The following is a 12,412-nucleotide window of genomic DNA, read 5'->3' as shown; positions in this document are numbered from 1 at the left end:
TTTGAAGCTCAATCCTTTTGTGCAGGCTGGTATTGGCCTGTCGTTTGCCCTGCTGTGGTCCTGCCCGACCCTGGCAGCGCTGACCGATAGCAAGAATTTCGGCCTGGAAGTGAAGATCACCGGGCAGTCCGAAGACGACCGTGACCTCGGCACCCAGAGCGGTGGCGACGTCAACGGTGTCGGCCTGGACCTGCGTCCATGGGTCTACGGTGAAAGTGAAAGCGGCGCCTGGAGCGCCTACGCCATGGCCCAGGCCGTGACGTCCAGCGACATCATCGAGACCGACACCCTGCAACAGTCCGATGGCAGCACCCAGCAAACCGACAGCGGTGACCGCGAAGCCAAGAAAAGCTACCTGGCCATGCGCGAGTTCTGGATTGGCTACCGTGGCCTGACCCCCTACCCGGGCGAGCAGTTGAAGTTCGGTCGCCAGCGCCTGCGCAACGACGACGGCCAATGGCGCGACACCAACATCGAAGCCCTGAACTGGACCTTCGACACCACCTTGCTGCGGGCCAACCTCGGCGTGGCCGAACGGTTCAGCGAATACCGCACCGACCTCAAGGAATTGTCCCCCAAGGACAAGGACCGCCTGCACGTCTATGGCGACGTGGGCTACCAGTGGATGCCGGGCCAATGGGCCGGTATTCGTGCCCACCACTCCCATGACAACGGCAGCCTCGACTACCCGACCCCGGGCGAGCCCACCGATACCCTGGACAAGACCGAGAACGGTGACTTGACCTGGCTCGGCCTGGAAGCCAACAGCGATGCCTACAACTGGCGCAACACCAACACCGTCAACTACTGGGCGAGCCTCACTGGCATGACCGGTGACCGCGACAGCGTCAACCCGCTCAATGCCGACGGCACCCGCCCCGCACAACTCAAGCGCAGCGATGATGTGGACGGCTGGGCCACCGACCTGGGTATCCGCCTGCGTCTGGACCCGCAATGGCAAGTCGGTGCGGCCTATGCCCGCGCCAGCGAGGACTACGAACAGAACGGCCTGCAAAGCAACCGTTCGAACTTCACCGGCACCCGTTCGCGCGTCCACCGTTTCGGCGAAGCGTTCCGTGGCGAAATGGCCAACACCCAGAGCGCCAGCCTGTTCGGTTCCTGGCAACTGCGTGACGAATACGACGCCAGCCTTGTGTATCACAAGTTCTGGCGCGTGGACGGCAACAAGCCAGTGGGCAGCAACGGTATCAATGCCGTGGAAAACAACACCGACGACGTGACCGGCGCCATCCTGTCCACCTCGACCCTGCCGCTGCGTGATGGCGACAAGGACCTGGGCCAGGAAGTCGATCTGGTCGTCACCAAGTACTTCAAGCAAGGCCTGCTGCCGGCGGCGCTGAGTCAGTCGATCGATGAGCCGTCCGCGCTGGTGCGCTTTCGTGGCGGCGTGTTCAAGCCAGGCGACGCCTACGGCAAAGAGGTCGATTCGTACATGCATCGCGCCTTCGTCGACGTGATCTGGCGCTTCTGATGCGAATGACCATGGGAGTGCCCGATATGAACCGCTACCTCAGGAACAGCCAGGCGATGAAAGGTTCGATCAGCCTGTTGGTCGCAGCCATGCTGCTGGCCGGCTCGCCGGCGTTCGCCAACGTTGAACCGGCGGTCAAGCCGGGCAGCGTGGTCAAAGGACTGCAAAAAGCCAAGACCTACACCGTCAGCAGTGCGCCGACTGCCCCGTTGGAATTGGCCACGCCGACCTTGCCGGACCTCAAGGGCTACACCGCCGAAGCGGTGGCAGCCAAGATCGTCCGGACCAAGGTCGGCAAGGTCAGCGTGCGCCGGATGATGCAGGAAAACGCCTTGAAAGACTTCATCGGCGGGGACAACAAGATGGCCGAATGGGTCGTGCGCCAGCACGGTATCCCACAGGCCATCTTCCTCGACGATGGCTACATGAACCTCAAGGACCTGGTCAAGAAAGTGCCCAAGTACGTGATCGAAACTTCGCCAGGCGTCTACCTGGCGAAGATTCCGATCGTGGTCGGCCAGAAGGGCATCCTGGAAATCGACAAACAGACCCAAGAGCTGCGCCTGTCCCAGGAGGGCGGCGCATTTCTGGTCAACGATGGCCACATGTTCATCCGCGACACCAAGGTCACCGGCTGGCGTGAAAAGGACAACGGCCCCGCGACCTTCCGTTCACCCAAGGAATTCCGTCCGTTCCTGCTGGCCTGGGGTGGCACCGAGACCTACATCGTCAACACCAAGATGGCCAGTTTCGGCTACGCCAACAGTAAGTCGTACGGGGTGAGTATTTCCCAGTACACGCCGAACATGGCCAAGGTCCTCAAGCGTCCAGAACCGACCGGCTGGATCATCGGTTCCGAGTTCTCGGACATGTGGTACGGCTTCTACTGCTACGAGACCCGCGACTTCGTGGTCAAGAGCAACACCTACAAAGACAACATCGTCTACGGCATCGACCCCCACGACCGTTCCCATCGGCTGATCATCGCCGACAACACCGTCTACGGGACCAAGAAGAAGCACGGGATCATCATTTCCCGTGAGGTCAACGACAGTTTCATCATCAACAACCGCAGCTACGACAACAAGCTCTCGGGCGTGGTGATCGACCGTAACAGCGTGAACAACCTGATCGCCTACAACGAGATCTACAAGAACCACACCGACGGCATCACGCTCTACGAGAGTGCCGACAACCTGTTGTGGGGCAACAAGGTGATCAGCAACCAGCGCCACGGCATCCGGATTCGTAACAGCGTGAACATCCGCCTGTACGAAAACCTGTCGATGGCCAACGGCCTGACTGGTCTCTACGGCCACATCAAGGACCTGTCCAACACCGACCGGGACATCAAGCTCGACCCGTTCGACGCCGAAGTGTCGTTGATCGTGGTCGGCGGCGAACTGGCCGGCAACGGCAGTGGCCCGTTGACTATCGACTCGCCGTTGAGTGTCGAGCTGTACCGCGTGTCCATGCTCGCGCCGACCAAATCCAGCGGCATCACCCTCACGGGAGTCCTGGGCGAACGCCAGGATGAAATTCTCGACCTGCTGGTGCGCCAGCAGAAAGCCGTGCTGATCGACCCTGTCGAACGCCAGACCGAATTGCGGGACTGAGGATGACTTTATGAACCCACAGATGATCAAACTCCTGGGCCTGTCCGCCCTGACTGCCGGCATTCTCGCTGCTGCAAGCGGCGCGCGCGCCGACGAAATCAAGGCACCGACCTTTACTGCCGAACCGTGCTGCAACCTGTGTCCGGAAGCCCACGATCCGAAGAACTACACCACCCGTTACCAGCAGAACTTCACCACGCTGGTACAGGCCCAGGGCGACTGGCTGTTCCGGACCCAGGAAGACCTACGGACCGAATTCAACACCACCCCGGCCGGCTACAAGCGCCTGCAGCAGTTGCACGATGCGTTCAAGGCAAAAGGCGTCGAGCTGGTGCTCGTCTACCAGCCGACCCGGGGCCTGGTGAACCGCAACAAGCTCAACCCGCAGGAAAAGGCCGCTTTCGACTATGAGAAAGCCCTGACCAACTACAAATCCATGCTTGGCCGTTTCGCCCAGATGGGTTACGTGGTGCCGGACCTGTCGCCGCTGACCAACGAAAACCTGCCCGAAACCCTGCCGGCCCACGATTTCTATTTCCGCGGCGACCAGCACTGGACACCCTACGGCGCCCAGCGCACGGCCAAGATCGTCGCCGAGAAGGTCAAGCAGCTCCCGGCCTTCGCCGACATTCCCAAGCGCGAGTTCGAGACCAAGAAGTCCGGCCGCATGGGCAAGACCGGCACCCTGCACAACATGGCCGGGCAGCTGTGCGGCACCAGTTATGCGATCCAGTACATGGACCAGTTCACCACCGAACCCAAGGGCGAGGCGGGTGACGGCGATCTGTTCGGCGATTCCGGGAACCCGCAGATCACCCTGGTGGGCACCAGTCACAGCGGCAAGAACTACAACTTCGCCGGCTTCCTTGAAGAAGCCATCGGCGCCGACATCCTCAACGTAGCCTTCCCCGGCGGCGGTTTCGAGGGCGCGATGATCCAGTACCTGGGCAGCGAAGAGTTCCAGAAGAACCCGCCGAAAATCCTCATCTGGGAATTCTCGCCGCTGTATCGCCTGGACCAGGAAACCATCTATCGCCAGATGATGGCGCTGCTGGACAACAACGGTTGCGAAGGCAAGCCGGCATTGATGAGCAGCAAGACCGCGCTCAAGCCGGGCAAGAACGAATTGATGGTCAATAGCAAGAACATGGATCTGCGTAACGGCAGCCACCAGGTCGACATCCGCTTCGCCGACACCTCGGTGAAAACCTTGCAAGCCACCCTCTGGTACATGAATGGGCGCCACGAGGATATCAAGATCGAAAAACCGGATACCTCCGAAACCGACGGACGTTTCGCCTTCCAGCTGCGCACCGACGAGGACTGGGCTTCGCAAAACCTTCTGGCTGTCGAAGTCCAGGGCCCCGAAGCCGGTAAAGAGCCGCAGCAGATCGAAGCGAAAATCTGTAAACGCAACGCATCTCCGCAAGCCGAACAAACGGCTCAAATCGGACAATGAGGTCTCGTCTCATGACCAGTACCACGCGCACCCGAACGTTGAAAACGCTGCTGGCGCCCTCCCTGCTGACCCTGGCGATGTTCGCCGGGGCCACGCAGGCCGCGGCCCCGCTGCGCCCGCCACAGGGTTACTTCGCACCGATCGAAAAGGTCAAGGCCGGCGAAGCGGCCCAAGGCTGCGACGCCACACCTACGCCCTACACTGGCGCCCTGCAATTTCGCAGCAAGTACGAGGGCTCCGACAAGGCCCGCGCGACCCTGAACGTGCAGTCGGAAAAAGCCTTCCGCGACAGCACCGCCGACATCACCAAGATCGAGCGTGGCGTCAGCAAACAAGTGATGCAATTCATGCGTGACGGCCGTCCCGAACAATTGGAATGCACCCTCAACTGGCTGACCGCGTGGGCCCAGGCCGATGCGCTGATGTCCAAGGACTTCAACCACACTGGCAAGTCCATGCGCAAATGGGCGCTGGGCAGCATGGCTTCGGCCTATGTGCGCCTGAAGTTCTCCGAGTCCCGCCCACTGGCCAATCACCAGGAGCAGGCGCAACTGATCGAAAGCTGGTTCAGCCGGATGGCCGACCAGGTCGTCAGCGACTGGGACAACCTGCCGCTGGACAAGACCAACAACCACTCCTACTGGGCCGCCTGGTCGGTGATGGCCACCTCCGTGGCAACCAACCGCCGCGACCTGTTCGACTGGGCCGTCAAGGAATACAAGGTCGGCGTCAACCAGATCGATGCCGACGGTTTCCTGCCCAACGAACTCAAGCGCAAGCAACGCGCCCTGTCCTACCACAACTATGCCCTGCCGCCGTTGGCGATGATCGCCAGTTTCGCCCAGGTCAACGGTGTGGACCTGCGCCAGGAAAACAACGGCGCCCTCAAGCGACTGGGAGACCGAGTGCTGGCCGGGGTGGAAGACCCGGACATCTTCGAAGAGAAGAATGGCGACAAGCAGGACATGAAGGACCTGAAGATCGATTCGAAATTCGCCTGGCTCGAACCGTTCTGCAGCCTCTACACCTGCAGCGAGGATGTGCTGGAACGCAAGCATGAGATGCAACCGTTCAAGACCTTCCGCCTCGGCGGTGACTTGACCCGGGTGTACGACCCTTCGCGGGAAAAAGGAGAGAAAGGAAGCTGATTCACCGCTGATCGTTCCCACGCTCTGCGTGGGAATGCAGCCGGGGACGCTCTGCGTCCCAAAAAGCCGAACGCGGAGCGTCCGTAGAGGCATTCCCACGCAGAGCGTGGGAACGATCATCACCCCTCTTTTTCATGGGGGGGTTTGGGGGGGCTCTGGCCCTTGACTGTTGATTCAACATGGAGAGATCGGGATGGTTTTTTCATCCAATGTGTTCCTGTTTCTGTTCTTGCCGATCTTTCTCGGCTTGTACTACTTGAGCGGGCAACGCTATCGCAACCTGCTGCTGCTGATCGCCAGCTACGTGTTCTATGCCTGGTGGCGGGTGGACTTCCTGGCGCTGTTCGCCGGCGTCACCCTGTGGAACTACTGGATCGGCCTGAAAGTCGGCGCCGCCGGTGTGCGCACCAAACCGGCCCAGCGTTGGCTGTTGCTCGGCGTGGCGGTGGACTTGTGCATCCTGGGTTACTTCAAGTACGCCAACTTCGGCGTGGACAGCCTCAACGCGATCATGACCAGCTTCGGTCTTGAGCCGTTCATCCTGACCCACGTGTTGTTGCCGATCGGGATCTCGTTCTACATCTTCGAGTCCATCAGCTACATCATCGACGTCTATCGCGGTGACACCCCGGCGACCCGCAACCTGATCGATTTCGCAGCGTTCGTGGCGATTTTCCCACACCTGATCGCCGGCCCCGTGTTGCGTTTCCGCGACCTGGCCGACCAGTTCAACAACCGTACCCACACGCTGGACAAGTTCTCCGAAGGCTGCACCCGCTTCATGCAGGGCTTCATCAAGAAAGTGTTCATCGCCGACACCCTGGCGGTGGTGGCCGACCATTGCTTCGCCTTGCAGAACCCGACCACGGGCGACGCCTGGCTCGGCGCCCTGGCCTACACCGCGCAGTTGTACTTCGACTTCTCCGGCTACAGCGACATGGCCATCGGCCTGGGCCTGATGATGGGTTTCCGTTTCATGGAAAACTTCAAGCAGCCCTACATCAGCCAGTCGATCACCGAGTTCTGGCGCCGCTGGCACATCAGCCTGTCCACCTGGCTGCGCGATTACCTCTACATCACCCTGGGCGGTAACCGCAAAGGCACGCTGATGACCTATCGCAACCTGTTCCTGACCATGCTGCTCGGTGGTCTGTGGCACGGCGCGAACTTCACCTACATCATCTGGGGTGCCTGGCACGGTATCTGGCTGGCCATCGAAAAAGCGGTGGGCATCAACACCACGCCACGCAGCATCAACCCGATCCGCTGGGCGCTGACCTTCCTGCTGGTGGTGATGGGCTGGGTGATTTTCCGCGCCGAGAACCTGCACGTGGCCGGTCGCATGTACGGTGCCATGTTCAGCTTCGGCGACTGGTCGCTGTCGGAACTGACCCGCGCCAACCTCACCGGCCTGCAGATCGCCACGCTGGTGGTGGCCTACATCACCCTCGCCTTCTTCGGCCTGCGGGACTTCTACACCAACCGTCCGCCGGTCAAGACCAAGCCTGAGGTCAATACCGAGGCCAACGGCCCGGCCACCGCACAACCGGGAATGATCAAGGCCGTACCGGGTGACAACCCATCGACGATCCATGAGCCGGGCTACACCGTGGGTGTCGAAGCCCAGGTGCAACCGGCCTACTGGACCGTGGACTGGTCGCGCTACGTGATGCGCGCCCTGGTGCTGCTGCTGTTCATCGCTTCGATTCTCAAACTCTCGGCGCAAAGCTTCTCGCCGTTCCTTTACTTCCAGTTCTGAGGGATCTGAACATGACCCGCTCATTACGCATCTTTTACATCGCACTGTTCATGCTGATCCTGACAGCACTGGGCCTGTGGTCGATGCGCAGTTTCTTCGGCTTCAGCACCAACCCCGACGCCACCGTGCTCAACGGGCGCTGGGCCAAGGCCGTGGAAACGCACTACGACGACGAGTTCCCGATCAAGCGCCTGGGCACCAACATCTGGGCTGCGCTGGACTACAAGCTGTTCAACGAAGGCCGCAAGGGCGTGGTCCTGGGCCGCGACCAGTGGCTGTACAGCGACGAAGAGTTCAACCCGATCGTCAACGAAGAGCTGAACCTGCAAGGCAACTACGCGCTGGTCGAAGGCGTGCGCCAGAAGCTCAAGGAACAAGGCATCACCCTGGTCATGGCGATCGTGCCAGCCAAGGCGCGCCTGTACCCGGAGCACCTGGGTGACGTGAAGCCATCGAGCATTCACGCCAATCTCTACCAGGATTTCCATACACGCGTGGCGGCCGACAAAATCCTCGCGCCTGACCTGCTCGGCCCGCTGCAACAGGCCAAGCAAGGCGGCCAGCAAGTGTTCCTGCGCACCGACACCCACTGGACCCCGGAAGGTGCCCAGGTCGCTGCCGAGAACCTGGCCAAGGCCATCGCGGAGAAGGCGCCGCTCAATGGCGAACCACAGCGCTTCATCACTGAGCCTGCGGAAAAAATCACCCACAAGGGTGACCTGCGCCAGTTCCTGCCCCTGGACCCGCTGTTCGAAAACCTGATGCCGGCCCAGGAGCCGCTGGTCAAGCGCAACACCCGCGAAGCCGACGACCAGCCGGCCGGCGACGACGCGCTGTTCGCCGACGCCCAGGTGCCCGTGGCCCTGATCGGCACCAGCTACAGCGCCAACCCCAACTGGAACTTCGTCGGTGCACTCAAGCAAGCCCTGCACAGCGACGTCGTCAACTATGCCGAGGACGGCCATGGCCCGATTCTGCCGATGCTCAGCTACCTCAAGAGTGATGCCTTCAAGAACAGCCCGCCACAGGTGCTGATCTGGGAGTTCCCTGAACGTTATCTGCCCGTGAACAACGAAATCGGCGACGCCGACCCACAGTGGGTCGCAGAGCTCAAGCAAGCCGGCGCGCGCCAACAGAACGTAGCCGCCAACACCCCATCCGAGACGCCCGACCGGGCGCAAAACTGAAAGAGAGGTCCATCATGACTTTCAACACTACTCCTCGCCGTCTCGCTGCTCGCTCCTTCAAGGCCGTTGCCCTCGTCGCCAGCATGAGCGCCCTTTCCCTGTCCGCCTTTGCCGGTGACTCGGCCCTGTACGGTCCGGTCGCGCCAAAAGGCTCGAGCTTCGTACGTATCTACAACGCCAGCAACGCCGAAGTCAGCGCCACCGTCGGCAGCACCAACCTCAACGACGTGGCCCCACTGGCCAGCAGCGACTTCAGCTTCATGCCGGGCGGAGACTACAACGCCAAGGTCGGCAGCCAGACCGTCCCGGTCAAACTGGCCCCCGATCACTACTACACCCTGGTCAACAACGCCACCGGCCAGCCTCAGCTGATCGAAGAACCGCCGTTCAAGAACAAGCAGAAGTCCCTGGTCCGCGTGCAGAACCTCACCGACAAGGCCCTGACCCTCAAGACCGCCGATGGCAAGACCGAAGTGGTGCCGAACGTCGCGGCCAAGGGCCGTGGCGAGCGTGAAATCAACCCGGTGAAAGTGACCCTGGCGCTGTTCGAAGGCGACAAGAAAGTTGGCGACCTCAAGCCTGTGGCCCTGGAGCGCGGCGAAGCGGCCGTGCTGTACGTCACAGGCTCGGGCAGCAGCCTGTCGCCAGTGTGGGTGAAACGCCCGGTGTCGACACGATAAGAGCAGCGGCAAGCTTCTAGCTTCAAGCGGCAAGCTTTTACTTGCAGCTTGAGGCTCGCCACTGCCGCAGGAACAACAACAAGAGAGTGAAACGACAGAACGCAGTAGCTCTAACAACCATTTCGCTTCAAGGAGTAACAAACATGATTCCGGTGATCTTGTCAGGTGGTAGTGGCTCACGTCTTTGGCCGCTTTCGCGCAAGCAATTCCCTAAACAGTTCCTGGCCCTGACCGGTGAACACACCCTGTTCCAGCAGACCCTCGAGCGCCTGGTGTTCGAAGGCATGGACACGCCGATCGTGGTCTGCAACAAAGACCACCGCTTCATCGTCAACGAACAGTTGAGCAACCGTAAGCTTGAAGCCCAGCGCATCCTGATGGAACCGTTCGGGCGTAACACCGCACCGGCCGTGGCGCTGACCGCGATGATGCTGGTCAACGAAGGTCGCGACGAGCTGATGCTGGTGCTGCCGGCCGACCACGTGATCGAAGACCAGAAGGCCCTGCAACGCGCCCTGGCCCTCGCTACCGTGGCTGCCGAGCGTGGCGAGATGGTGCTGTTCGGCGTTCCGCCAACCAAGCCGGAAACCGGCTATGGCTACATCAAGTCGACCAACGATGCGCTGCTGCCTGAAGGTGTGAGCCGGGTTTCGCACTTCGTCGAAAAACCCGACGCCAAGCGCGCCACCGAATTCCTTGAGGCCGGCGGTTATTTCTGGAACAGCGGCATGTTCCTGTTCCGCGCCAGCCGCTTCCTCGAAGAGCTGAAAAAACACGATCCGGACATCTACGACACCTGCCTGCTGACCCTGGAGCGCAGTGAGCAGACGGCCGACACCATTACCTTCGACGAAGCCACCTTCGCCTGCTGCCCGGACAACTCCATCGACTACGCCGTGATGGAAAAAACCCAGCGCGCCTGCGTGGTTCCCCTGGCCGCCGGCTGGAGTGATGTCGGTTGCTGGGCGTCGCTGTGGGAAGTCAACGAAAAGGACACCAACGGCAACGTCACCAAGGGCGATGTGGTGGTCCAGGACAGCCGCAACTGCATGATCCACGGCAACGGCAAGCTGGTGTCGGTGATCGGCCTGGAAAACATCGTGGTGGTCGAAACCAAGGACGCCATGATGATCGCCCACAAGGACAAGGTCCAAGGCGTCAAGCAGATGGTCAACACCCTCAACGCCCAGGGCCGCACCGAGACCCAGAACCACTGCGAGGTCTATCGTCCGTGGGGTTCCTATGACTCGGTGGACATGGGCGGTCGCTTCCAGGTCAAGCACATCTCGGTCAAGCCGGGCGCGTGCCTGTCCCTGCAGATGCACCACCACCGTGCCGAACACTGGATCGTGGTCAGCGGCACCGCCGAAGTGACCTGCGACGAGAACGTGTTCCTGCTCTGCGAAAACCAGTCCACCTACATCCCGATCGCGTCGGTCCACCGCCTGCGCAACCCGGGCAAGATCCCGCTGGAAATCATCGAAGTGCAGTCCGGCAGCTACCTGGGCGAAGACGACATCGAGCGTTTCGAAGACATCTACGGTCGCTCCACCCCGATCGAACGTGGTGTCTCGGTGAAGACCATCGCACAGTAACCAGCAGCAACGATCAGCCGTACAAGAAGCCCCCATCCAGCCCACTGCGTTCCTATCCGCAGTGAGTTGGGTGGGGGCTTTTTTTGCAGTCGGTGATGGGCAGGCATCATTGCTTCAACAATGCCCGCCCCCTTCGGTAGGATGTGCCTACGGTAACGGAGGCTTCCACCATGCTTATCGGCGTCTTGCTGGTCATCACCTGGCTCATCCTGCTGTTGCGCTACCCGGCCAAGGCCTTGCCGGTCTCGCTGGCGGCGTTCATCGGGCTCGGGCTGGTCGCTGCGTGGGTGCTCTGGCAGGAAAACCGCGAGAACCGGCAATTGGAGCGCCTGGAAATGCGCATTACCTATAACCCCGGACAATGCCCCGCCGACCGTCCGCTGTCGCTGAACCTGAAAAACACCAATGACGTGCCGCTGATCGAACTGCGCTGGCGGGTCGCGGCCTATGCGCCTGGCGATACCATCAACCTGGCCGACACCCCCTACGACGCACCGCGCTACCGGGGCCCCGGCCAATTGCAGGCCGGCGCTGACTGGCAAGACTGCCTGCCCCTGCCGCCCCTGCGTCCGGGTTATCGTCCGCAGACCCTGGAGTTTCGCGCCGAGCGATTGCACGGCAGCTTTTCCAACTGATTGCTCCCCCCACTTTTTGCATAAGGAATGCGCCATGCCTGTTGCGCTGATTACCGGATGTTCCAGCGGCATTGGCCGCGCCCTCGCCGACGCCTTCAAGACTGCGGGTTATCAAGTCTGGGCCACGGCGCGCAAGGTTGAAGACGTAGCGACGCTCAGCGCTGCCGGGTTCACCGCGGTGCAACTGGACGTCAACGACGGCCAGGCCCTGGAACAACTCAACGAACGGATCAACCAGCAGCATGGCGGCCTGGATGTGCTGGTCAACAATGCCGGCTACGGCGCCATGGGCCCGCTCCTGGACGGTGGCGTGCCGGCCATGCAGCGTCAGTTCGAAACCAACGTGTTCGCCATCGTCGGGGTCACCCGCGCGCTGTTCCCGGTGCTGCGTCGGGCCAAGGGGCTGGTGGTGAACATCGGCAGCGTTTCCGGGGTGCTGGTCACACCGTTTGCCGGGGCCTACTGCGCCTCGAAGGCCGCGGTGCATGCCTTGAGCGATGCCTTGCGCATGGAACTGGCACCATTCGGCATCCGCGTGATGGAAGTCCAGCCTGGCGCCATCGCCTCCAGCTTCGCCAAGAATGCCGGCCACGAAGCCGAACAGCTGATCAGCGAACAATCGCCCTGGTGGCCCCTGCGCGACGGCATCCGCGCCCGGGCCAAGGCGTCCCAGGACAACCCGACCCCGGCCAGCGAGTTCGCCGCCGGGCTGCTCAAGGCCATGCAACAACCCCGGCCGCCCCGCCTGCTGCGCCTGGGCAATGGCAGCCGGGCATTGCCGTTGATGGCGAGCTGGCTGCCCAAGGGGTTGCTGGAGAAGGGGTTGATGAAGCGGTTTGGG

10 protein-coding genes are annotated in these 12,412 nt (G+C 61.5%); all 10 read left to right on the top strand.

Annotated features, from left to right (window positions below; translation table 11 throughout):
- Position 1: 1 nt before the first annotated feature.
- Entirely contained in the window at positions 2-1,492 is a 1,491-nt protein-coding gene (locus BT116_RS27095) for an alginate export family protein (protein ID WP_072348616.1), read from the top strand.
- A gap of 26 nt (positions 1,493-1,518) precedes the next feature.
- Positions 1,519-3,108, top strand: a complete 1,590-nt coding sequence (gene algG / locus BT116_RS27090; protein ID WP_072348599.1) for a mannuronan 5-epimerase AlgG — start codon at positions 1,519-1,521, stop codon at positions 3,106-3,108.
- 10 nt (positions 3,109-3,118) lie between these two features.
- Entirely contained in the window at positions 3,119-4,567 is a 1,449-nt protein-coding gene (locus tag BT116_RS27085; RefSeq protein ID WP_072348597.1) for an alginate O-acetyltransferase, read from the top strand.
- Positions 4,568-4,578: 11 nt separating this feature from the next.
- The gene (locus tag BT116_RS27080) at positions 4,579-5,715 is read left to right on the top strand and encodes a mannuronate-specific alginate lyase (protein ID WP_072348595.1); all 1,137 of its coding nucleotides are present in this window, start codon (positions 4,579-4,581) and stop codon (positions 5,713-5,715) included.
- 193 nt (positions 5,716-5,908) lie between these two features.
- The gene (locus tag BT116_RS27075; RefSeq protein WP_072348594.1) at positions 5,909-7,474 is read left to right on the top strand and encodes an MBOAT family O-acyltransferase; all 1,566 of its coding nucleotides are present in this window, start codon (positions 5,909-5,911) and stop codon (positions 7,472-7,474) included.
- Positions 7,475-7,485: 11 nt separating this feature from the next.
- A complete protein-coding gene (locus BT116_RS27070; RefSeq protein ID WP_072348592.1) occupies positions 7,486-8,661 on the top strand; it encodes an alginate O-acetyltransferase in 1,176 nt (391 codons plus the stop codon).
- A 14-nt stretch (positions 8,662-8,675) separates the two neighbouring features.
- Positions 8,676-9,341 carry an alginate O-acetyltransferase AlgF gene (locus BT116_RS27065; RefSeq protein WP_072348590.1) on the top strand — a complete coding sequence of 222 codons (666 nt, stop codon included), beginning with the start codon at positions 8,676-8,678 and terminating at the stop codon, positions 9,339-9,341.
- 143 nt (positions 9,342-9,484) lie between these two features.
- Complete coding sequence (locus BT116_RS27060) at positions 9,485-10,936, top strand: mannose-1-phosphate guanylyltransferase/mannose-6-phosphate isomerase (RefSeq protein WP_072348588.1); 1,452 nt, start codon at positions 9,485-9,487, stop codon at positions 10,934-10,936.
- Between the two features lie 170 nt (positions 10,937-11,106).
- Positions 11,107-11,571, top strand: a complete 465-nt coding sequence (locus BT116_RS27055; protein WP_072348586.1) for a multidrug transporter — start codon at positions 11,107-11,109, stop codon at positions 11,569-11,571.
- 34 nt (positions 11,572-11,605) lie between these two features.
- Positions 11,606-12,412: SDR family oxidoreductase (locus tag BT116_RS27050; RefSeq protein ID WP_072348584.1), on the top strand; the 807-nt coding region annotated here is incomplete at its 3' end.

This window comes from Pseudomonas sp. NFACC16-2 (genome assembly GCF_900119205.1).
Lineage (GTDB): Bacteria > Pseudomonadota > Gammaproteobacteria > Pseudomonadales > Pseudomonadaceae > Aquipseudomonas > Aquipseudomonas fluorescens_Q.
Note: the sequence above shows the minus strand (reverse complement) of the source record. Positions and strands in the feature narration are given on the sequence as shown.

Bases quoted from the DNA above. Each gene is read 5' to 3' on its own strand.
- algG (WP_072348599.1), top strand. From the start codon at position 1,519: ATGAACCGCTACCTCAGGAACAGCCAGGCGATGAAAGGTTCGATCAGC.
- BT116_RS27085 (WP_072348597.1), top strand. From the start codon at position 3,119: ATGAACCCACAGATGATCAAACTCCTGGGCCTGTCCGCCCTGACTGCC.
- BT116_RS27080 (WP_072348595.1), top strand. From the start codon at position 4,579: ATGACCAGTACCACGCGCACCCGAACGTTGAAAACGCTGCTGGCGCCC.
- BT116_RS27075 (WP_072348594.1), top strand. From the start codon at position 5,909: ATGGTTTTTTCATCCAATGTGTTCCTGTTTCTGTTCTTGCCGATCTTT.
- BT116_RS27070 (WP_072348592.1), top strand. From the start codon at position 7,486: ATGACCCGCTCATTACGCATCTTTTACATCGCACTGTTCATGCTGATC.
- BT116_RS27065 (WP_072348590.1), top strand. From the start codon at position 8,676: ATGACTTTCAACACTACTCCTCGCCGTCTCGCTGCTCGCTCCTTCAAG.
- BT116_RS27060 (WP_072348588.1), top strand. From the start codon at position 9,485: ATGATTCCGGTGATCTTGTCAGGTGGTAGTGGCTCACGTCTTTGGCCG.
- BT116_RS27055 (WP_072348586.1), top strand. From the start codon at position 11,107: ATGCTTATCGGCGTCTTGCTGGTCATCACCTGGCTCATCCTGCTGTTG.